Raw genomic sequence first — 20,399 nt, forward strand, 5'->3', positions numbered from 1 at the left:
GCTCTCGGCGATTCGTTGCGCTCAGCGGTGGGCGCCGCTCCCGGTCCCCTCAAGCCCCGAGTAGCGCCTCAGCAGCGGTGACAGCACGAGCACGGACTTCGTACGCTCCACATAGGGCTCGCCCGCGATGCGTTCGAGTACCTGCTCGAAGTGGCGCATGTCGGCGGCGAAGACCTGGACGATCGCGTCCGCCTCTCCGGTGACCGTGGAGGCGGACACCACCTCCGGAAGCCGTTCCAGGCCCCGTTGAATGGCTTCGGGCGAGGTCTTGCGCCGGCAGTAGATCTCGATGAACCCCTCGGTCTCCCAGCCGAGCGCCGCCGGCTCCACCCGTACGGTGAAGCCGGTGATCGCGCCCTCGGCGCGGAGCCGGTCGACGCGCCGCTTCACCGCGGGCGCGGACAGGCCGACGAGGGAGCCGATATCGGCGTAGGAGCGGCGGGCGTCCGCGGCGAGGGCATGGACGATGCGTTCGTCGAGATCGTTGAGTCGCACGGCTGGTGGTTCACTTCTCTGCGTGTCCGGAGGGACGGCGGGGGGCCGTCACCGAAGTAGAACACGGGGCCGCGGGACCCGGTGACGCTTGGCCGCAGGGCCGGGCTCACAATGAGGCCGATGCCGGTGAAAGACCGACAACGGGGTAGATGAGGCCAGTGATGAGCAACGAGCCGCATGTGGTGGTCGTGGACTCGCCGTACCGGGACAGCGCGGCGGCCCGCGGCGCCGCCGCCGAATTCCTTCAGCAGCACTGTCCGTGGGCCGATCTGGACGCGGTGCTGATCGTCGTCTCGGAACTCGTCACGAACGCCGTCCGGCACACCCCGGGGTGGTGGCGGCTCCATCTCACCGCGGAGGACGAGACGTTGACGGTGGAGATGGACGACTCCAGTCCGGAGCCGCCGGTCGCCCGCACACCCGACTTCTCCGGGGGCGGCGGGTTCGGCTGGCACATGGTGCTGAAGCTCGCGGGCCATGTCGAGGTCCGCCCGCTGCCGGACGGCAAGCGTGTCCAGGCGGTCTGGCGACGGCCGGCGGTCACCGCCCCTGTCTGACGGGGTGACCCGGCGACCGGGCACGACAGCCGACGGCGGACGGCGGACGTACGAGACGGACGTACGAGGGGGCGCTCCCCAGTCGCGGAGCGCCCCCCTCGTACGACGTCGCCGACGCGCGCCTCACTCCACCGCCAGCAGACCCGCCCTCAGCCGCCCGGTGATCCGCGACAGCAGCCGGGACACATGCATCTGGGAGACGCCCAGTTCGGCGCCGATCTCCGACTGGGTCATCTCATCGCCGAAGCGCATGCGCAGGATGCGCCGCTCCCGCTCGTCCAGCTCCTCGATGAGCGGCTTGAGCGCCTGGACGTTCTCCGCCGTCTCCATCCCGGCGTCGGGTGCGCCGATCCGGTCCGAGAGCGGGGCCGGGAAGCCCGACGCGTCATCCGTCGGCATGTCGATCGAACCGGCCGTATAGCCGTTGCTCGCGACGACGCCCTCGATGACCTCCTCCTCTTCCAGCCCGAGATGGCCGGCCAGTTCGGAGGTGGTGGGCGCGTGGTCGAGCCGCTGGGACAGCTCGTCGGTCGCCTTGGCCAGATCGATCCGCAGCTCCTGGAGCCGGCGCGGTACGTGCACGGCCCAGCTGGTGTCCCGGAAGAAGCGCTTGATCTCGCCGACGATGTACGGCACGGCGAAGGTCGCGAACTCCACCTCGCGGCTCAGCTCGAAACGGTCGATCGCCTTGATCAGGCCGATGGTGCCGACCTGGACGATGTCCTCCATCTGGTCCGCGCGATTACGGAACCGGGTGGCCGCGTAGCGGACCAGCGCCAGATTCAGCTCGATCAGGGTGTTGCGCACGTACTGGAATTCGTGTGTGCCTTCTTGCAGCTCCGCCAGCCGGGCGAAGAAGAGTTTCGAGATTTCCCGTGCGTCCTTGGGTGCCACTTCCGCCGGGCACTCCACGTAGGGAAGTTCCAGCTCCGCCGCCTCCGCGCGCTGCTGGGCTCCGTACTGCGTGCTTTCGGTCGGGACCGTGCTCGCCGTGGACACTTCGTCCTCCCCTGCTCCGTGGTCAGTGCACAGCCCGTGTACCCGCTCCCGGCACACTCATGCTTGTCCGATGCCGGATCGGGAAATGCCGCGTCCGGCCGCCAAACATGGCGGCCGGACGGTGAGTTGACCGGAGCCGGACAGAAGCTGGGTCCTGTCCGGCCGGACGGGAGCCAGGGCCTCTCGTTTGGAGGCCCTAACTCCAACTGGCGTGCAGGGGCTTGCCCTCGGCGTAACCGGCGGCGCTCTGGACGCCGACGATCGCCTTCCGCGCGAACTCCTCCAGCGAGTCGGCGCCGGCGTAGGTGCACGAGGAGCGCACCCCCGCGATGATCGAGTCGATCAGGTCCTCCACACCGGGGCGGGACGGGTCGAGGAACATCCGCGAGGTGGAGATGCCCTCCTCGAACAGCGCCTTGCGCGCCCGGTCGTACGCCGACTCCTCGCTCGTACGGTTGCGTACGGCGCGGGCGGAGGCCATGCCGAAGGACTCCTTGTAGAGCCGTCCGTCGGCGGCCTGCTGAAGGTCGCCCGGGGACTCGTACGTACCGGCGAACCAGGAACCGATCATGACGTTCGAGGCGCCGGCGGCGAGCGCCATGGCGACATCGCGCGGGTGCCTGACCCCGCCGTCGGCCCAGACGTGCTTGCCGAACTTCTTCGCCTCCGCCGCGCACTCCATGACGGCGGAGAACTGGGGCCGGCCCACGCCCGTCATCATGCGGGTGGTGCACATGGCGCCGGGCCCGACACCGACCTTGATGATGTCCGCGCCGGCCTCGATCAGATCCCGTACACCCTCGGCGGCGACGATGTTGCCCGCGACGACCGGCACCTTCGGGTCGAGCGCGCGGACGGCCCTGATCGCGGCGAGCATCGACTCCTGGTGGCCGTGGGCCGTATCGACGACGAGCGTGTCGACACCCGCGTCGAGCAACTGCCCGGCCTTGCCCGCGACATCGCCGTTGACGCCGACGGCGGCGGCGATCCGCAGCTTGCCCCCGGCGTCGGTCGCGGGCGTGTAGAGGGTCGCGCGCAGGGCGCCCTTGCGGGTGAGCACACCGGCCAGCCTGCCGTCGGCGTCGATGGCGGGGGCGATCTTGCGGTTGGCGTTGTCGAGCGTGTTGAACGCCTCGCGCGGGTCCATGTCCGCGGAGATCAGCAGCAGGTCCTTCGACATCACCTCGGACAGCTGGGTGAAGCGGTCGACACCGGTCAGGTCGTGCTCGGTGACGACACCGACGGGCCGGCCCTCGCCGTCGACCACGACACCCGCGCCGTGCGCCCTCTTCGGCAGCAGGGACAGGGCGTCGCCCACGGTCTGGAGGGGGGCGAGCACGATCGGGGTGTCGAGTACGAGATGGCGCGTCTTGACCCAGGAGATGACGTCGGTGACGACCTCGATCGGGATGTCCTGCGGGATGACGACGAGACCGCCGCGCCGGGCGACGGTCTCGGCCATCCTGCGGCCCGCGATCGCGGTCATGTTCGCCACGACGAGGGGGATGGTGGTGCCGGTGCCGTCCGGGGCGGAGAGATCCACCGCCTGGCGGGAACCCACGGCCGAACGGCTCGGCACCATGAACACGTCGTCGTACGTGAGGTCATACGGCGGCTGCAGGTCATTGAGGAAACGCACGTGCAGAACATCCCAGTCGATCGGAGTTGGCCCCGGTCGGTGGAGCCGGGGAAAACGCACGTACTTGATTGTCCCATGCCGGACCGGATACCCGGCCGGGGAGGAACGTCCAGCTCAGAAGGGGTGCCCTCGTACGATGATCCAACGCCCCACGTCCATCGTCCACCGTCCCGGCCGGCAGCCGGCCTGGCCACCACCGGCCCCCGCCGCACCGCCCAGCGCCCAGGAGATGTCGGATCAGGTCAGGCAGGTCAGGCCTCGTCCGGGTCGACCCGCTCCAGCGCGGGCCGCGGCCCCGGGGAGAACTCCGTCAGCAGGAAGTCCGCCGCCGCGGTGTCCGTGACCAGGCTGGTGACCAGCCCGGAACGGAGGACGGCCCCGATCGCCTCCGCCTTGCGCAATCCGCCCGCGATCGCCACGACCTCCGGGACCCGGCGCAGCCGGTCGGCCTCGACCGTGATGCAGCGCTCGCCCAGATCGCGGCCGACCCGCCGGCCCTCCGCGTCGAAGAGGTGCGCGGACATCTCGGCGGCGACGCCGAGCGAGGCGTAGTGGGTCCGCTCCTCCTCGGTGATCATGTCGTGCACCGTGGAGATGCCCGCCTCCCAGGAACCGATGGACACGGCGGCGACGGTCACCTTGTCGAAGTACTCGAAGGCGCGCGCGATACCGGTCTGGCTGCGCAGCGCGGCCGCGGTCGCCGGGTCGGGGAGCAGCATCGGCGCGTAGATGGGGTGCGCCTCGCCTCCGGACACCTGGGCGGCCCGCCGGACGGCCTCGACCGAGCCGCGCTCGGCGGTGCCCGCGTCGTACACACCCGTGAGCTGGACGACCGTGCAGGGCGGCAGCCGGTCGAGCGCGGCGGCCATGTGGATGGTGGACCGGCCCCACGCCAGGCCCAGCACATCGCCCTCGACCACCAGCTCACCGAGCAGATCGGCGGCGACCTCGCCGAGGTTCTCCGGGTCGGGCGACTCGTCCTCGGCCTCCGTGGGCGACTCGACGACCACCGCGTGCCGCAGTCCGTAGCGGGCGCGCAGCGCGTCGGAGCGCTCGGCGTCCAGTTCGGACGGGACGCGGATCTCGATCCTGACGAGGTCGCGCTCCAGCGCGGTCTCCAGGACCCGGGCCACCTTGAAGCGGCTGACGCCGAACTCCTCGGCGATCTGGATCTTGGACTTGCCCTCCAGGTAGAAACGGCGAGCCATGGCCGCCGCCTGCACCAGTTCCGCGGGTCCCATCCGCAGGGCTGGCCGACCCGCCGACATACCAGACACCGCGATCTCCTCACTGCTGTTCACACTCTGGACTCGCTGTTCATCCTGTCAGATCCAGCGATCCTTGATCAGCCCCGAAGGGCGCCGTTCATTTTCCCGTGGCGCACTGGTCGACCGGAGCCCGCCCGCTCGCGCGGAGGGTCAGTGACCGCATGCCCATGAGGCGGCGGAGGTGGCCTCGGTCGCCTGCTCGCGGAGCATCCGTACCGCCGCGGCCGGATCGTCCGTGCCGTACACCGCGGAGCCCGCGACGAAGACATCGGCGCCCGCCTCGGCGCACCGCTCGATGGTGGTGGCCGAGACGCCGCCGTCGACCTGGAGCCACAGTTCAAGACCGTGTTTGGAGATCAGCTCACGGGTACGGCGGATCTTGGGCAGCATGATGTCCAGGAACCCCTGGCCACCGAAGCCCGGCTCCACCGTCATGATCAGCAGCATGTCCAGCTCGGGGAACAGGTCCTCGTACGGCTCGACGGCCGTCGCGGGCTTGAGCGCCATGGACGCCCTGGCGCCCTTGGCACGGATCTCGCGGGCCAGTCGTACGGGGGCGGCGGCGGCCTCCACGTGGAAGGTCACCGAACCGGCACCTGCCTCGACGTACTGCGGGGCCCAGCGGTCGGGCTCCTCGATCATCAGGTGGCAGTCCAGCGGGATGTCCGTCGCCCGTCCGAGCGCTTCGACCACCGGCACGCCCAGGGTCAGATTGGGCACGAAGTGGTTGTCCATGACATCGACATGAAGCCAGTCGGCGCCTTCCACCGCCTTCGCCTCATCGGCGAGCCGGGAGAAGTCGGCGGACAGGATGCTGGGGTTGATCTGGGCCATGTGCCAAGCCTGCCATGCTCCGGACCACTTCCGGACCGCCCGGCGAACCTCGGTACGGACCAATGCCCGGTAATGCGGTGCGGGAACGGCACAGTCCGCGCAATCCGCGCGTCTTGCCCGGCCGACGGCGGCCCGGCCCGCCCGCTTGACCCGCTTGACCCGTACCGCCCGTATCGCCCGGCCCGCCCGCTCCGGCTCTCCCGGCCTGACTCTTTCGACCTGACTACTTTCGGGCCTGACTCTCCTGGCCTGGCTCTCCCGCGTTGACTCATCCGCGTTGACTCATCCGCCTTGACTCATCCGCCTTGACTCTCCCACGGAGGGAGACCGCACGGTGGCACCATGCACAGCGAACCCGTACCGGCCCCGGCGCCGGATCTCGCACCGGAACCCGCACTGCTCACCATCGGCGCGGTGGCCGAGCGCACCGGTCTGCCGGTGAAACTCGTCCGCCACTGGTCGGATCTCGGCATCGCACCGCCCGCCGACCGCACCGAGGCCGGCTACCGCCGGTACGGCCCCGAGGCCGTGGCCCGCCTCGATCTGGCGCGTACCCTCCGGGACCTCGGTCTCGGTCTGTCCACGATCCGGGACGTACTCGACCGTGAACGGGACCTGCCCGAGGTCGCGGCGGTGCATGCCGACGCCCTGGAGGCCCGGATCCGGACGCTGCGGCTGCGGCAGGCGGTGCTCCGGTCGGTCGCCCGTCGCGGTGCGGACGCGGGGGAGCTCACCGCCCTCGACGAACTGGTCCGGATGTCCGCCGCCGAACGCGAGGCGATCGTCCGCGCGTTCGTGGCGGGGGCGCTCGGCGACGTCGGGACCTCGTCCTTCGGACGGGGTCTGCTGGCGGCGATGCCCGAGCTGCCCGCCGACCCCACCGCCGAACAGGTCGACGCATGGTGCGAGCTGAGCGCTCTCGTACGGGATCCGGCCCTGGCCGCGGCGCTGCGGCGGATGGCCGAGTACGCGGCCCGGCACGCCCCGGCCGACACCGCCGCAGCCGCTCCCGCCGACACCGCCACAACCGGTCCGGCCGACGCCGCCACTGCCGAGGACGGGCGCCGGGCCCAGGAGGCGGAGCGGCTGACCGACGCCTGGGTACGGCGAGTGTCCGCGGCGATGGACAGCGGCCTGGCCCCGGACTCGCCCGCGGCGGACGCGGTGGTGACGGCCGTCGTGGCGGAGTGGCTTCCCGGCCAGAGCGGCACGCCCGGCGCACCGGACGGCGACGGACCGGCGGCGCGTGCCCGGCTGCTGGAACAGCTGGAGATGGCCGCCGAAGCCCGCGCCGAGCGGTACTGGCAGCTCGTCTGTGTCATCAGCGGCCGGCCCGTGCGGCCGAGCCTGGCCCCGGCCGGCGCCTGGCTGATGACGGCCCTCAGGACCAATCCGACGCCCGGCGCCCGTGCCACGGCGCTCGAAGCGCTCTACGACGGGGCCGCCGCGCCCGGCGCACCGGAGGGGCCCGGGGCAGGCACCGTGGACGCCTTCGCCTCAATACTGGCCGAGGTCGAGCGGCTGGTGAGCGCCGTGGGCCCCGACCGCTTCGGCGATCCGACCCCTTGCGCCGACTGGAACGTACGCGCCCTGCTGGACCATCTGGTCTGGGAGAACCTGATCTGGGCCGGGCTGGCCGAGGGCTCCCCGCCCACCGATCACGGGGCCGATCACCTGGGCGCGGACCATCTCGCCGCGTTCCGCGCCGCCGCATCGGCGACGATGACCGCCTTCCGCCGTCCCGGCATGCTGGAGCGCCGTTACGGCCCGGCCCCCGGCCGGAGACTGGTCGAGCAGTTGCTGATCGAAATGCTGGTGCACGGCTGGGATCTGGCCATGGCCACCGGACAGCGGCCCGGCTTCGCGAAGGAGACCGTGGAGGCCGTACTCCCCTCCATACGGGAGATCTACGGCGCGCTGCCCCGGACCCCGGGAGGTTCGTTCGCCCCCGAGGTGCCGGTGCCCGACGGGTCGGCTGCGACGGACCGGCTGGCGGCCTTCCTCGGCCGACGGGTCGCCTGGACGCGGTAGCCGCGCCGGCCCGGTCGGACCCCGGCCGTCACCGTCAGGCAGTACGCCGCAGCAGCGCCAGGTACATGGCGTCCGTACCGTGCAGATGCGGCCACAGCTGGACGTCGGGACCGTCTCCCAGCGCCGGTACGCCCGGCATCAGCGGCCTGGCGTCGATCCACTCGGCCTCGACCGCCGGGCCGCCGCGCCCCTTGAGGACGTCCTCGACGACCGCCTTGGTCTCGGCGGGGTGCGGGGAGCACGTCGCGTAGCCGACGACGCCGCCGACCCGTACCGCGTTGAACGCCTCGCGCAGCAGGCCGCGCTGGAGCGGCGCGAAGCCCTCCAGATCCTCCGGGCGGCGCCGCCAGCGCGCCTCCGGCCTGCGCCGCAGAGCGCCGAGGCCCGTGCACGGCACATCGACCAGGACCCGGTCGAAGGAACCGTGGCCCCAGGGCGGCCTGGTGCCGTCGGCGGCGATCACCTGATAGGGGCCGGGGTTTCCGGCCAGCGCGCGGGCGACGAGCCTGGCCCGGTGGGGCTGCTTCTCGGCGGCCAGCAGGGAGGCGCCGCGCCCGGCCGCCAGCGCGGCCAGCAGCGCCGCCTTGCCACCGGGACCGGCGCACCCGTCGAGCCAGCGCGCGTCAGCCCCCTCCAGCGGCGCGTTGGCCAGGGCGATCGCGACCAGCTGACTGCCCTCGTCCTGGACGCCCGCCCGCCCCTCCCGTACGGCGTCGAGCGCGCCCGGTTCACCGCCCTCGGCGAGGCGTACGGCATACGGCGACCAGCGGCCGGGCAGTCCGGAGTCCTCGCCGAGCACATCGAGCAGCTCCTCGGCGGTCGAGCGGCCCGGCCGGGCCACCAGCGTCACCTCGGGCCGTTCGTTGTCGGCCTCCAGGAGATCCTCGATACCGGCGCGGCCACCGCCCAGCGCGTCCCAGAGCGCGGAGACCACCCAGCGGGGATGCGAGTGGACGACCGCGAGATGGTCCTCGGCGTCCTCGTCGTACGGCGGAGCGACCCGCTCCAGCCAGGTGTCCAGATCGTCCCTGGAGATCTTGCGCAGTACGGCGTTGACGAACTTGGCGCGGCCGTCGCCGAGCACCACCCGGGCCAGCTCCACGCTCGCGGAGACGGCGGCATGCGTCGGAATCCGCGTCCCGAGCAGCTGGTGCGCCCCGAGGGCGAGCACGTCGAGGACGGGCGGGTCGACCTCCCGCAGCGGCCGGTCGACGCACGCCGAGATGATCGCGTCGTACGTGCCCTGGCGCCGCAGCGTCCCGTACACCAGCTCGGTGGCCAGCGCCGCGTCCCGCGCCTCGAAGCCGCTGTTCTCGCGCGCCTTCTTGAGCAGCGGCGGCAGGACGAGGTTCGCGTACGCGGCCCGCTCGTCGACCGCTCTGAGCGCCTCGAAGGCGAGGAGCCGCACGGGGTCCTTCTTGGGGCGGCGATACGGCTTGGAGGGGCGGCGAGGGGCCTGCTCGTTCAAAGGTGCTCCGCGGTGAGAAGAATTGATCCCTCCCAGCCTAATGCTCCTGCCCGAGCCGCTGGCCTCCTACCGCTCCCGGCCGAGCCGTCGGCCGCCTACCGCTCCTGCCCGAGGGTCTCGCCCGGGGCGATCCGTACCCCTCGCGCCCAGTCGGCGGCGCTCATCGGCTTCTTCCCCTGCGGCTGGACCCAGAGCAGCTCGACATCGTGCGATCCGGTGCCCACGTACACGTGGTTCTTGCCGGCGGCGAGCGCCCCGGGCGCCAGCTCCGTACGCTCCGGCAGCAGCCCCAGGTGGATCAGTTTGAGCCGCTCCCCGCGGAAGACCGTCCAGGCACCGGGCGCGGGTGTGCAGGCGCGAACCACCCGGTCCACGTGCAGCGCGGGCGCGGACCACTCCACCCGCGCGTCCTCGACAGTGATCTTGGGCGCGAGCGTGACGCCCTCGGCGGGCTGCGGTACGGGCTTGAGCGAGCCGTCCTCGATCCCGTCCATGGTCGCCGCGAGCAGGCCGGAGCCCGCGAAGGCCAGCCGGGTCAGCAGATCACCACTGGTGTCGGTGGGCCGTACGTGCTCCGTGATCACGCCGTACACCGGTCCGGAGTCCAGCCCTGCCTCGATCTGGAAGGTGGACGCGCCGGTCATCTCGTCGCCCGCCATGACGGCGTGCTGCACCGGCGCGGCACCGCGCCAGGCGGGCAGCAGCGAGAAGTGCAGATTCACCCAGCCGTGGACCGGCACATCGAGGGCGACCCTCGGCAGCAGCGCGCCGTACGCGACGACCGGGCAGCAGTCCGGCGCGATCTCGCGCAGCCGGGCCAGGAAGTCCTCGTCGCGCGGCCTCGCCGGTCTGAGCACCTCGATGCCGGCCTCCTCCGCACGCTGGGCGACGGGACTGGCGACAAGCCTGCGACCGCGCCCGGCCGGGGCGTCGGGCCGGGTCACGACGGCGGCGACCTCATGCCGTTCGGAGGCGATGAGTGCGTCCAGGGCGGGTACGGCGACCTCGGGGGTGCCGGCGAAGACGAGCTTCATCGGTGGCTGACTGCCTCTCGGGCTGAAAGTGCGGTGATCGGGCAGCGCACCAGTCTATGGGCCATGACGTCAGGGGGCGTACGACGGCCCACGCGCCCCGCGCATATGCGCATACGCCCCCGCAGCGTGACCACAACGCCAGGTGGCGCGTTGTCAAGAGAGATTGACCAACACGGGCCGCACCGGTGCGGCCCGGATCCTTTTCAACGCCGGTTCGAGAGGCTTGTTCATGGCCGACCACGCAACCCACGACGCACAAGCCCGAGCAAGTCTGCACCTGTTGGTGCGGGACATCGAGCGGGTCCGGCGACAGGTGGACGCATTGCGCACCCTCACCGCCCAGTTGGGCAATGTCTACCGCCCGCGGCGATCGGGTCCTTCGGCGGGCTTCGTCGTGTACGGCAGGGCACCCGCGCCGACCGTACGGCTCGCGCAGGAGCTGAGGGACAGCGTAGAGACCCTGGTGACCGCCGCGGTGGACTTCGACCGCTCGCTGGGCTTCTCCTGGGACGCGGTGGGTTCGGCGCTCGGCGTCACCAAGCAGGCGGTGCACCGTCGTTACGGTACGCGCCGTACCGCCCAGCAGCCGAGCGCGCCCGAGGCGGACCACCCGCAGGACGCCGCGGCGCCCCGTCCGACGGTGCCGGCCGCGGTACCCGCGGCCCGATCGATGCCACCGCAGCCGACGGCCGGCACACAATCCCTCCGGGAAGAGCCCCGCCCGAACGTCTTCCCGGGCCCAAGGGGCGGCTGACCAAAGGGGCTCCGCCCCGCACCCCCCACTGTCCCGGACCCGCACCCACCCCCACAGGGCGGCGGGTTGGTGGGACCCACCGGGGGGGGGAGGGGCGAGGTCGGAGGAGGTACGTGTCCGGACGCAAAGCGTCGCAGCTCGCGCGGAGCGCGGTGACCACGCGACGCGGTGGCGTGTCGATCGCGGCGCGGTCCGGACACGTACCTCCGCCCTCCGCGGGCCCCGGCTCCCGGCTCCCGGCACCCGGCACCCGGCACCCGGCACCATGAGGCAGGCAGGCAAGCACCCGCAGTCCCACCGGACGGCGCACCGCACCCGATACCCCGCTCCGCCGGAGGCGCGTCGCGGCCACGCCGCGCGCCCGGAGGCGGGATCTCACCCAATATCCGGCGGATCAATCCGCACCCGCACCGGATCCCCGTCGCCCCGAGCCAACCGCGCCGCCTGGGCCCCCTTCAGCGCCCCGGCGAGCGCGGCCCCGCTCCCCGGCGGCACCCGCACCAACGCCCGCTCCCACCGCTCCCCCGCCGGCGCGTCGCCCGCCCGGCGCGGCCTGCCCGGATCCGTGACCGGCATCGGCACAGGCCCCAGTACCTCCGCGTCGACGGGCAGCTCCGCGGCCGCCAGAAACGTGGCCACCGCCTCGCCCCGACCCAGCACCGCCGCCATCCGCGACACCGGCGGAAACCCCAGCTCGGCCCGTTCCGCCAGCTCACGCTGCGCGTGGCCCACCGGATCCCAGCGCACCAGCGCCTGCACGGGCCGCAGCGTCGGCTCGGCGACCACGACCACCGTGCCGCCCTCGCTCTGTCCGCGTACCAGCGACCCGGCCTGTATCCAGCGGCGCAGGGCCTCCTCCCCCGCCCGCAGATCCGGCCGCCCGAGCATCGCCCAGCCGTCGAGGAGCAGCGCCGCCGCGTAACCGCCCTCCGCCACCGGCTCGGCGCCCGGGGTGCTCACCACGAGGGCGGGACGGCCGGGGACGGAATCGAGCACGTGGTCGCGTCCCGACGTACGGACGGGGACGGCCGGGAACGCCCGTCCCAGCTCCTCCGCCGTCCGCCGCGCGCCCACGATCCGCGCGCGCAGCCGGGTGTTCCCGCACTCCACGCAGTGCCAGGCCGGTTCGTCCCGGTCGCACCAGCCGCAGTGCAACTCCCTTTCCCGCGCCGCCTCCAGCGGTCCCGCGCAGTGCCGGCAGCGAGCGGGCGTTCGGCACCGTTCGCAGGCGAGCCGGGGCACATAGCCGCGCCGGGGCACCTGCACCAGCACCGGCCCGGTCTTCAGCCCTTCCCTGACGGCCTGCCAGGCCAGGCTGGGCAGCCGCGCGGCACGCGCCGCCTCGTCCCGCGCCAGCTCGCCGTCGCCGATGGTGCGCACGAGCGGCGCGGCCGTACGCACCTGCTCGCGGCCGGCCGCGAGAGGCAGCGCCCAGCCGGTGCCGACCAGTTGGGCTGCCTCGACGGTGCAGGACGTACCGCCCAGCAGGAAGCCGCATTTGTCGTGCGCGGCCCGCAGCAGCAGCACCTCGCGGGCGTGCGGCTGGGGTGCGTGCTGCTCGCTGTGACTGCCGTCGCCGTCGTCCCAGATGACCACCAGTCCCAGGTCCCGCACCGGCGCGAACATGGCCGCACGGGTCCCGACCACCGCCCGCACCGCTCCGCGCCGTACGGCGAGCCACTCCCGGTAACGCTTCTCGGGCCCCGCCTCGGCCGTGAGCAGCGCATGCCGCCCCTGCCCCAGCAGCGCCGTCAGCGCCGTGTCGACCCGGGCGGCGACCCGCCCGTCCGGTACGACGACGAGCGCACCCCGCCCCGAGGCCAGCGTCGCCGCCACGGCGCGCGCCAGCTCGTCGGCCCAGTGCGGACCGGGCAGAGCGGTCCACACGGCCCGAGGCGCCCCACCGTCGGCGAGCGCGGCGAGGAAGGCGGGCCCGTTGACGTACCGCTCCCAGGTCCCGGCCTCCGGCGCGGCGGGGGGCGGCAGTGGCTCCGGAGAGGCCTTCGACTCGGCCCGCGCGTTCCGCGGCGGAATCGCGAGCTGAAGCACGTCCGCCAGGCTTCCCGCGTACCGGTCGGCCACGGCGCGGGCCAGCCCCAGCAGCTCGGCACTGAGCACGGGCTCGGGCGACACCACATCGGCGAGCGCGGCGAGCGGCCCGGAGTAGTCCGACTCGGCCCGCCGCTCGACCACGAACCCGTCGATCAGCCGCCCGCCCTCACGCCGCCCGCCCCGCACCTGATGCGCCCCGGCCCCGAACCGCACCCGCACCCGCACCCCCGGCTGCGCCGCGTCGTCCAGCTCCTCCGGTACGGCGTAGTCGAAGAACTGATCAAGATGCAGTACGCCCTTGTTGACCACCACCCGCGCCACCGGCAGCTCCCCGGCCAGCGCGGCCCCCCGCCACGTCCGCGGCTTCGCCCGCGGCACCTTGGCCTTCCGCACGCTCTCCCGAATGAGCGCAAGCTGCTCGGGCCCACCGCCGGCGGGATCCTCGGCCTGCCTGTCGTCGCTGCTCACAGCTTCATACCTACCAGACAGCACGGACACCCCCCACCTCACCGAGGAGCCGGTCCGCTCCGACCCCACGCACCGGGAGCGTCCTCATACGCGAAAGCCCCGGACCGTCGTACGGTCCGGGGCCTCAACGGCAAATCTGAAGGGACAACCCCGAAGGGTCAGACCCCCGCGGCCTTGCGCAGGGCGTCCACGCGATCCGTGCGCTCCCAGGTGAATTCGGGCAGCTCGCGGCCGAAGTGACCGTACGCCGCCGTCTGCGCGTAGATCGGGCGGAGCAGGTCGAGGTCACGGATGATGGCCGCCGGGCGGAGGTCGAAGACCTGCGCGATGGCCTGCTCGATCTTGTCCGTGTCGACCGTGGCCGTACCGAAGGTCTCCACGAAGAGACCGACCGGCTCCGCCTTGCCGATCGCGTAGGCGACCTGGACCTCGCAGCGCGAGGCCAGGCCCGCCGCGACAACGTTCTTCGCGACCCAGCGCATCGCGTACGCCGCCGAGCGGTCGACCTTGGACGGGTCCTTGCCGGAGAAGGCGCCGCCGCCGTGACGGGCCATGCCGCCGTACGTGTCGATGATGATCTTGCGGCCGGTCAGGCCCGCGTCACCCATCGGACCGCCGATCTCGAACCGGCCCGTCGGGTTCACCAGCAGTCGGTAGCCCTCGGTGTCCAGCTTGATGCCGTCGTCGACGAGCTCCTTGAGAACGTGCTCGACGACGAACTCACGCACGTCGGGGGCGAGCAGCGAGTCCAGGTCGATGTCCGAGGCGTGCTGCGAGGAGACCACGACCGTGTCGAGACGGATAGCCTTGTCGCCGTCGTACTCGATGGTGACCTGCGTCTTGCCGTCCGGGCGCAGGTACGGGATGGTCCCGTTCTTGCGGACCTCGGAGAGACGGCGCGAGAGCCGGTGCGCGAGGTGGATCGGGAGCGGCATCAGCTCGGGCGTCTCGTCGCAGGCGTAGCCGAACATCAGGCCCTGGTCGCCGGCGCCCTGCTTGTCCAGCTCGTCCTCGTCGCCCTCGACGCGCTTCTCGTACGCCGTGTCGACACCCTGCGCGATGTCGGGCGACTGTGCGCCGATGGACACCGAGACGCCGCAGGAGGCGCCGTCGAAGCCCTTCTTCGAGGAGTCGTAACCGATCTCCAGGATCTTGTTACGCACCAGCTGGGCGATCGGCGCGTAAGCCTTGGTGGTCACCTCGCCGGCCACGTGCACCAGACCGGTGGTGATCAAGGTTTCCACGGCGACCCGGGAGGACGGGTCCTCCTGCAGGAGCGCGTCAAGAATGGTGTCGCTGATCTGGTCAGCGATCTTGTCGGGGTGACCTTCGGTCACAGACTCCGAAGTGAACAGACGGCGGGACACATCGCTCCCTGTGGTTGCAGCGGCTGCTGGCTGATCGTTGGCGGACCGGCGGAGGGCTGCGGCCCCGCGACGGTCCACGACCACTTTATCGGTCGAATCGGGTCACGGGCGCAAGTGTCTCGATCTGTGGGAGTCCCGCGCCCGCGGCTCTGCATTATGCGATACGCCGATCGGCCCTGACCAGGGGCGCTACGCCGGGAATCTTCGGATTTCGGCCCGCCACCGTGGTGACTCCCCCCGGGAACCAGCCAGGAGCGGTGCCACAAAGAATTCATGCGCACCACGGCTCACGTTCAACCAGTGCCCTCGGTGAGCGGGCCGGGCCCGCGGGCCCTCCCCAGGTCCAGGGCCCGCGGGCCCTCAAACCCCCAGTCTCGGCGCCACCAGGTCCCAGACGACATCCGCCAGCGCCTCCTTGGGGCCGTACGGCACCGCCGTCTCGCCGCCGTCCGCCGCGAGCACGACCGCCTCGTTCTCCTCGGCGCCGAAGGTCTTCCGCTCCCCGACCTCATTGACCACCAGCAGGTCGCATCCCTTGCGCAGCAACTTCTTCCTGCCGTTGGCCAGAACGTCGTCCGTCTCCGCCGCGAAGCCCACGATCACCTGTCCGGGGCGGGCCCGCTCGGCGGAGATCTCGGCGAGGATGTCCGGGTTGCGGACCAGCGCCACCGGCGCGGGCTCCTCGCCGTCCTTTTTCTTGATCTTTCCCTCGGCGTAGGAAGCGGGCCGGAAGTCGGCCACGGCCGCCGCCATGACCACGGCGTCGGCCTCCGCCGCGGCCTTCAGTACGGCCTCACGCAGCTGTACCGCCGTCCCGACATGGACCACATCCACGCCGGCGGGGTCCGGGAACCCGGTATTCGCCTCGATCAGGGTGACCCGCGCGCCGCGCGCCACCGCCGTACGCGCCAGGGCGTACCCCTGCTTCCCGGAGGAGCGGTTCCCCAGATAGCGCACCGGGTCGAGCGGCTCGCGCGTACCGCCCGCGCTGACCACGACATGGTGTCCCGCCAGGTCGGGTACGGAGCCGGGCGCTGACACGCCGCGCGCCAGTACGCGCCGGCAGACCTCGAAGATCTCCTCCGGGTCCGGCAGCCGGCCCTTGCCCGTGTCGACGCCGGTGAGACGGCCGACGGCGGGCTCGATGACGACGGCGCCACGGCGGCGGAGCGTCGCGACGTTCTCCTGGGTGGCGGGGTGCTCCCACATCTCGGTGTGCATGGCCGGCGCGAAGACGACCGGACAGCGGGCGGTGAGGAGCGTATTGGTCAGCAGGTCGTCGGCGAGTCCGTGCGCCGCCTTGGCGAGGAGATCGGCGGTGGCCGGCGCGACGACGACCAGATCGGCGGACTGCCCGATCCGTACATGCGGCACCTCGTGGACATCGGTCCAGACCTCGGTGGAGACAGGGTGGCCGGAGAGGGCCGACCAGGTGGCCGCCCCGACGAAGTGCAGCGCCGAGTCGGTCGGTACGACCCGTACGTCGTGGCCCGACTCGGTCAGCCGTCGCAGCAGCTCGCACGCCTTGTACGCGGCGATCCCGCCCGCGACGCCCAGAACGACCTTCGGCTTGTCCACCGTGTCCCCATCTCTCTCGTCCGTCCCCGGCCCCACAGCTCCCCGGCCCTACGGAGTCCCTGGGGAGGCCCTAGGGACATGACACACCACAGGCCCGGCGGTCGTACCGCCGGGCCTGTGGTGAAGAGCCTGTACTGAAGAGCGTGACGCCTACTGGGCGGGGCCGTCGATGGCCTCGGAGGTCAGCAGACCCGCGTTGATCTCACGCAGGGCGATCGAGAGCGGCTTCTCGTGGACGTGGGTGTCCACCAGCGGACCGACGTACTCGAGCAGGCCCTCACCGAGCTGCGAGTAGTACGCGTTGATCTGGCGCGCGCGCTTGGCCGCGTAGATCACGAGGCTGTACTTCGAGTCCGTGGCCTCGAGCAGCTCATCGATCGGCGGGTTGATGATGCCCTCGGGCGTGGTGATGGAAGAGGACACTCTCTAGCCTTCCGAAGAAAATTCAGGGAGAAACCGGTAATCGCGGGATTCACGATGGAAGGAAATCCCACAAAAGATCATGCAACTGCCATCAAGGCTAGCAGCTCGCGCGCGACGTCCTCGACCGAGGTGTTGACCAGCGTCGTATCGAACTCCGATTCGGCGGCCAGCTCCACCTTGGCGACCTCCAGACGGCGCTCGATCACCTCGGGCGATTCTGTGCCACGGCCGGTGAGCCGGCGTACCAGCTCGTCCCAGCTCGGGGGCGCCAGGAAGACCAGCCGGGAATCGGGCATCGACTGCTTGACCTGCCGTGCGCCCTGGAGATCGATCTCCAGCAGCACGGGCTCGCCCGATCCCAGCCGGTCGAGGACCGCCTGGCGCGGCGTGCCGTAGCGGTTGCCGGCGAACTCCGCCCATTCCAGCAACTCACCATTGGCGACCAGCTTGTCGAATTCATCGTCGGTGACGAAGAAATACTGGACGCCGTGACGTTCGCCGGGGCGCGGCCTTCTGGTGGTGGCCGACACCGAGAGCCATACCTCGGGGTGGACCTTGCGCATATGGGCGACGACCGTGCTCTTGCCGACCCCGGAGGGGCCGGAGAGCACGGTCAGCCGCGGTCGTACCTCTGCTGCCATGCAGCGATTATCCAGGTTCCCGGGGGTACCCGGGAACGTCAGGCGGCCTTGCCGCCGAACTCGCGCTCCAAGGAGGCGATCTGGTTGGAGCCAAGACCACGCACTCGGCGGCTCTCGGAGATCCCGAGCCGCTCCATGATCTGCTTGGCGCGGACCTTGCCCACGCCGGGCAGGGACTCGAGCAGTGCGGAGACCTTCATCTTCCCGATGACGTCGTTCTCCTGACCCTGCTTGATGACGTCATGGAGGGAGGCGCCGGAGTGCTTGAGTCGATTCTTGACCTCGGCCCGCTCCCGGCGAGCCGCGGCGGCCTTTTCGAGCGCGGCTGCGCGCTGTTCAGGGGTAAGGGGCGGAAGAGCCACGCCTACGTCACCTCGGATGTCGAACTGTCGGATACGGACCGGTGAGGAACCTAATCGCCCCACACCAGGCGAGCAACGGGCAACGGACTGCACGTTGGCTCTCGACGGAGACTAGCGGCCATGGCCGCCGGAGTCAGCGAGAACAGACGAAAAGTCCTGGTCAACGTCGATCGGGCCGGACATTTCAGGCATATTGCCCAGCTTTTCCGTCAAGAATCTCTTCGTCGGCGTCCCAGCGACGTCCCAGCGACGTCCTATCGGCGTCCCAGCGATGTTCCCCTGGTGTTCAGGGGCGCCTCCGAAAACCGTCCTCCGCGCCATCGGAAGCCTCCCGGCACGCCCCCGGCGCACGCCCCCAAGCTGTCCCGCCGCATGCCCCAAACGTGTCCGCCGCACGCCTCACGCGCCCCCGACGGCCGCCCGCACCTCGTCGCTGAAACGCTCCGCCGCCTCCCTCAGCGCGCCGAGGTCCGGACCGTGCCGCAGTACGCCCCGGCTGACGCTCGGGACCACATTGCCGACCGCCGCGCCGAACACGCCGGGCAGATCGGCCGGGGTCGCGCCCTGCGCGCCGATTCCGGGCGCGAGCAGCGGCCCGTTGATCGCGAGATCGACCCCCGCGTCCCCCAGGGTGGCGCCGACGACCGCGCCGACCGAGCCGAGCGGGGTCGCGCCTCTGTTCTCCGCGGCCATGTGGTCGAGCATCAGCTGCGCGACCGGCCGGCCGTCCGCGGCGGTGGCGCGCTGCACCTCCGCGCCCTCGGGGTTGGACGTCAGGGCGAGTACGAAGACGCCCGAGCCGGAGATCGCGGCCGCGTCCAGTGCCGGCCTCAGCGACCCGAAGCCCAGGTACGGGGAGACCGTCACGGCGTCCGAGAAGAGCGGCGAGTCCTTGTCCAGATAGGTCGCCGCGTACGCGCCCATGGTGGAGCCGATGTCGCCGCGCTTGGCGTCCATCAGGACCAGCGCCCCGGCCGCCCGCGCCTCCGCGACGGTCTTCTCCAGGACGGCGGTCCCACGCGACCCGAAGCGCTCGAAGAACGCCGACTGCGGTTTGAGCACGGCCACCCGGTCCGCCAGCGCCTCCACCGTCGTACGGGCGAAGCGCTCCAGGCCCGCGATGTCGTCGCCCAGGCCCCAGTCCATGAGCAGCGAGCCGTGCGGATCGATACCGACGCAGAGCGGTCCGCGGCTGTCCATGGCACGCCGCAGTCGGGCCCCGAAGGGCTCCCCCGGGGTCGGGGCGGAAGCGGTGGGGGTCATGCGGTCACCTTCCTGGTGTCGGCGCCGACGGCCTCGGCGAGCGTCGCGTACGGGCTGACAGCCAGCCGGGCGGCGAGCCCCTTGTGGATCGTCCGGCTCCAGAACGGGCCCTGGTAGATGAAGGCGCTGTAGCCCTGGACGAGCGTGGCGCCCGCGAGGACGCGCTGCCAGGCGTCCTCGGCGTCCTCGATGCCGCCGACCCCGACGAGCGTGATCCGGTCGCCCACGCGCGCGTACAGCCGGCGCAGCACCTCCAGTGAGCGCGCCTTCAGCGGCGCGCCGGACAGTCCGCCCGTCTCCGCGACCAGGGCCGGAGCCGAGAGCAGCCCGAGCCCCTCGCGCGCGATGGTGGTGTTGGTCGCGATGATGCCGTCCAGGCGCAGTTCCACGGCCAGGTCGGCGACCGCGTCGATGTCCTCGTCGGCGAGATCGGGCGCGATCTTGACCAGGAGCGGTACCCGGCGGTGGGTGACGGTGCGGTCGGCGGCCTCGCGTACGGCGGTGAGCAGCGGGCGCAGCTGGTCGACGGCCTGGAGGCTGCGCAGCCCGGGGGTGTTGGGCGAGCTGACGTTGACCACGAGATAGTCGGCGTGCCCGGCCAGCCGCTCCGTCGAGAGCACGTAATCGCGGATCGCCTCACTCTCGGGGACGACCTTGGTCTTGCCGATGTTGACGCCGACGGTGGTCCTGAAGACCGGCCTGCGCGCCGCCAGCCGGGCCGCCACGGCGGCCGAGCCCTCGTTGTTGAAGCCCATCCGGTTGATCAGCGCGCGGTCGGCGACGAGCCGGAAGAGCCGCGTCCTCGGGTTTCCGGGCTGCGGCTCGCCGGTGACGGTACCGATCTCGATGTGGTCGAAGCCGAGCATCGTCATGCCGTCGATGGCCACGGCGTTCTTGTCGAAGCCCGCGGCGAGCCCGAAGGGGCCGTGCATCCGCAGTCCGAACGCCTCGGTGCGCAGTTCGCGGTGGCGCGGCGCCAGGGCGGCGGCGGCGAACGTACGCAGGACGGGGACGCGGGCGGCGAGCCGGATCCAGCGGAACGCCAGGTGGTGAGCGCGCTCCGGGTCCATCCGGCGGAAGACCAGCCTGAAGAAAATCTTGTACATGGAGTGGTGTGTCCTCGAACGGAGTGGTGTGTCCTCGAAGAGACCTCGTGAAGAGGGGGA

The 20,399-nt window shown here is 71.7% G+C and carries 18 protein-coding genes; 3 read left to right on the plus strand and 15 right to left on the minus strand.

The annotated features are described in order from the left end of the window. Positions 1–21 precede the first annotated feature (21 nt). Positions 22–495: an Lrp/AsnC family transcriptional regulator gene (locus ACIRQP_RS15160; protein ID WP_403889053.1), complete on the minus strand. Its 474-nt coding sequence runs from the start codon at positions 493–495 to the stop codon at positions 22–24. Between the two features lie 161 nt (positions 496–656). Here ACIRQP_RS15160 and ACIRQP_RS15165 point away from each other — a divergent pair, with 161 nt between their 5' ends. After that, positions 657–1,052 (plus strand): ATP-binding protein, encoded by a 396-nt coding sequence (locus ACIRQP_RS15165; protein WP_403889056.1) that lies wholly within the window; start codon positions 657–659, stop codon positions 1,050–1,052. A gap of 123 nt (positions 1,053–1,175) precedes the next feature. Here the strand turns inward: ACIRQP_RS15165 and ACIRQP_RS15170 are convergent, their stop codons facing one another. From ACIRQP_RS15170 to rpe, 4 genes are all read right to left on the minus strand, one after another. Next, positions 1,176–2,051, minus strand: coding sequence for a SigB/SigF/SigG family RNA polymerase sigma factor (locus tag ACIRQP_RS15170; RefSeq protein WP_403889060.1), 876 nt, complete (start codon positions 2,049–2,051; stop codon positions 1,176–1,178). Positions 2,052–2,247: 196 nt separating this feature from the next. Next, entirely contained in the window at positions 2,248–3,696 is a 1,449-nt protein-coding gene (locus ACIRQP_RS15175) for a GuaB1 family IMP dehydrogenase-related protein (protein ID WP_403889436.1), read from the minus strand. A 245-nt stretch (positions 3,697–3,941) separates the two neighbouring features. After that, positions 3,942–4,991 carry a sugar-binding transcriptional regulator gene (locus ACIRQP_RS15180; RefSeq protein WP_403889063.1) on the minus strand — a complete coding sequence of 350 codons (1,050 nt, stop codon included), beginning with the start codon at positions 4,989–4,991 and terminating at the stop codon, positions 3,942–3,944. A gap of 117 nt (positions 4,992–5,108) precedes the next feature. Continuing rightward, a complete protein-coding gene (gene rpe, locus ACIRQP_RS15185) occupies positions 5,109–5,792 on the minus strand; it encodes a ribulose-phosphate 3-epimerase (protein WP_403889066.1) in 684 nt (227 codons plus the stop codon). Positions 5,793–6,134: 342 nt separating this feature from the next. On the opposite strand from rpe, the gene ACIRQP_RS15190 reads away from it, so the two are divergent. Next, positions 6,135–7,823 carry a TIGR03086 family metal-binding protein gene (locus ACIRQP_RS15190; protein WP_403889069.1) on the plus strand — a complete coding sequence of 563 codons (1,689 nt, stop codon included), beginning with the start codon at positions 6,135–6,137 and terminating at the stop codon, positions 7,821–7,823. Between the two features lie 34 nt (positions 7,824–7,857). Here ACIRQP_RS15190 and ACIRQP_RS15195 read toward each other — a convergent pair whose 3' ends face one another. Together ACIRQP_RS15195 and fmt are read right to left on the minus strand one after the other, a co-directional pair. Further along, a complete protein-coding gene (locus ACIRQP_RS15195) occupies positions 7,858–9,291 on the minus strand; it encodes an RsmB/NOP family class I SAM-dependent RNA methyltransferase (protein ID WP_403889072.1) in 1,434 nt (477 codons plus the stop codon). 95 nt (positions 9,292–9,386) lie between these two features. Then, the gene (gene fmt / locus ACIRQP_RS15200) at positions 9,387–10,325 is read right to left on the minus strand and encodes a methionyl-tRNA formyltransferase (RefSeq protein ID WP_403889075.1); all 939 of its coding nucleotides are present in this window, start codon (positions 10,323–10,325) and stop codon (positions 9,387–9,389) included. A 229-nt stretch (positions 10,326–10,554) separates the two neighbouring features. On the opposite strand from fmt, the gene ACIRQP_RS15205 reads away from it, so the two are divergent. Beyond that, entirely contained in the window at positions 10,555–11,079 is a 525-nt protein-coding gene (locus ACIRQP_RS15205; RefSeq protein ID WP_403889078.1) for a hypothetical protein, read from the plus strand. A 375-nt stretch (positions 11,080–11,454) separates the two neighbouring features. On the opposite strand, the gene ACIRQP_RS15210 is transcribed toward ACIRQP_RS15205, so the two are convergent. The 8 genes from ACIRQP_RS15210 to ACIRQP_RS15245 all read right to left on the minus strand — a co-directional run bounded on the left by ACIRQP_RS15210 (position 11,455) and on the right by ACIRQP_RS15245 (position 20,339). After that, positions 11,455–13,599, minus strand: coding sequence for a primosomal protein N' (locus tag ACIRQP_RS15210; RefSeq protein ID WP_403889081.1), 2,145 nt, complete (start codon positions 13,597–13,599; stop codon positions 11,455–11,457). Positions 13,600–13,757: 158 nt separating this feature from the next. After that, entirely contained in the window at positions 13,758–14,966 is a 1,209-nt protein-coding gene (gene metK / locus ACIRQP_RS15215; RefSeq protein WP_403889084.1) for a methionine adenosyltransferase, read from the minus strand. Between the two features lie 360 nt (positions 14,967–15,326). Further along, positions 15,327–16,544 carry a bifunctional phosphopantothenoylcysteine decarboxylase/phosphopantothenate--cysteine ligase CoaBC gene (gene coaBC, locus ACIRQP_RS15220; RefSeq protein ID WP_403889087.1) on the minus strand — a complete coding sequence of 406 codons (1,218 nt, stop codon included), beginning with the start codon at positions 16,542–16,544 and terminating at the stop codon, positions 15,327–15,329. A gap of 150 nt (positions 16,545–16,694) precedes the next feature. Then, positions 16,695–16,967, minus strand: coding sequence for a DNA-directed RNA polymerase subunit omega (rpoZ, locus tag ACIRQP_RS15225; RefSeq protein ID WP_030355514.1), 273 nt, complete (start codon positions 16,965–16,967; stop codon positions 16,695–16,697). 77 nt (positions 16,968–17,044) lie between these two features. Further along, a complete protein-coding gene (gmk, locus tag ACIRQP_RS15230) occupies positions 17,045–17,608 on the minus strand; it encodes a guanylate kinase (RefSeq protein WP_403889090.1) in 564 nt (187 codons plus the stop codon). 38 nt (positions 17,609–17,646) lie between these two features. Beyond that, on the minus strand, positions 17,647–17,970 hold the full coding sequence (locus ACIRQP_RS15235) for an integration host factor (protein WP_030355512.1): 324 nt from the start codon (positions 17,968–17,970) through the stop codon (positions 17,647–17,649). A 399-nt stretch (positions 17,971–18,369) separates the two neighbouring features. Continuing rightward, entirely contained in the window at positions 18,370–19,233 is an 864-nt protein-coding gene (gene pyrF, locus ACIRQP_RS15240) for an orotidine-5'-phosphate decarboxylase (protein ID WP_403889092.1), read from the minus strand. Further along, the gene (locus tag ACIRQP_RS15245) at positions 19,230–20,339 is read right to left on the minus strand and encodes a quinone-dependent dihydroorotate dehydrogenase (protein WP_403889095.1); all 1,110 of its coding nucleotides are present in this window, start codon (positions 20,337–20,339) and stop codon (positions 19,230–19,232) included. The genes pyrF and ACIRQP_RS15245 overlap by 4 nt, the downstream gene beginning before the upstream one ends. Positions 20,340–20,399: the final 60 nt, after the last annotated feature.

Source organism: Streptomyces sp. NPDC102274 (assembly GCF_044766385.1).
GTDB lineage: Bacteria > Actinomycetota > Actinomycetes > Streptomycetales > Streptomycetaceae > Streptomyces.

What these genes read in the sequence shown, in the direction of transcription:
- ACIRQP_RS15165 (WP_403889056.1), top strand. Translation starts at nt 657, where the DNA reads ATGAGCAACGAGCCGCATGTGGTGGTCGTGGACTCGCCGTACCGGGAC.
- rpe (WP_403889066.1), bottom strand. Translation starts at nt 5,792, where the DNA reads ATGGCCCAGATCAACCCCAGCATCCTGTCCGCCGACTTCTCCCGGCTC.
- ACIRQP_RS15190 (WP_403889069.1), top strand. Translation starts at nt 6,135, where the DNA reads ATGCACAGCGAACCCGTACCGGCCCCGGCGCCGGATCTCGCACCGGAA.
- fmt (WP_403889075.1), bottom strand. Translation starts at nt 10,325, where the DNA reads ATGAAGCTCGTCTTCGCCGGCACCCCCGAGGTCGCCGTACCCGCCCTG.
- ACIRQP_RS15205 (WP_403889078.1), top strand. Translation starts at nt 10,555, where the DNA reads ATGGCCGACCACGCAACCCACGACGCACAAGCCCGAGCAAGTCTGCAC.
- gmk (WP_403889090.1), bottom strand. Translation starts at nt 17,608, where the DNA reads ATGGCAGCAGAGGTACGACCGCGGCTGACCGTGCTCTCCGGCCCCTCC.
- pyrF (WP_403889092.1), bottom strand. Translation starts at nt 19,233, where the DNA reads ATGACCCCCACCGCTTCCGCCCCGACCCCGGGGGAGCCCTTCGGGGCC.
- ACIRQP_RS15245 (WP_403889095.1), bottom strand. Translation starts at nt 20,339, where the DNA reads ATGTACAAGATTTTCTTCAGGCTGGTCTTCCGCCGGATGGACCCGGAG.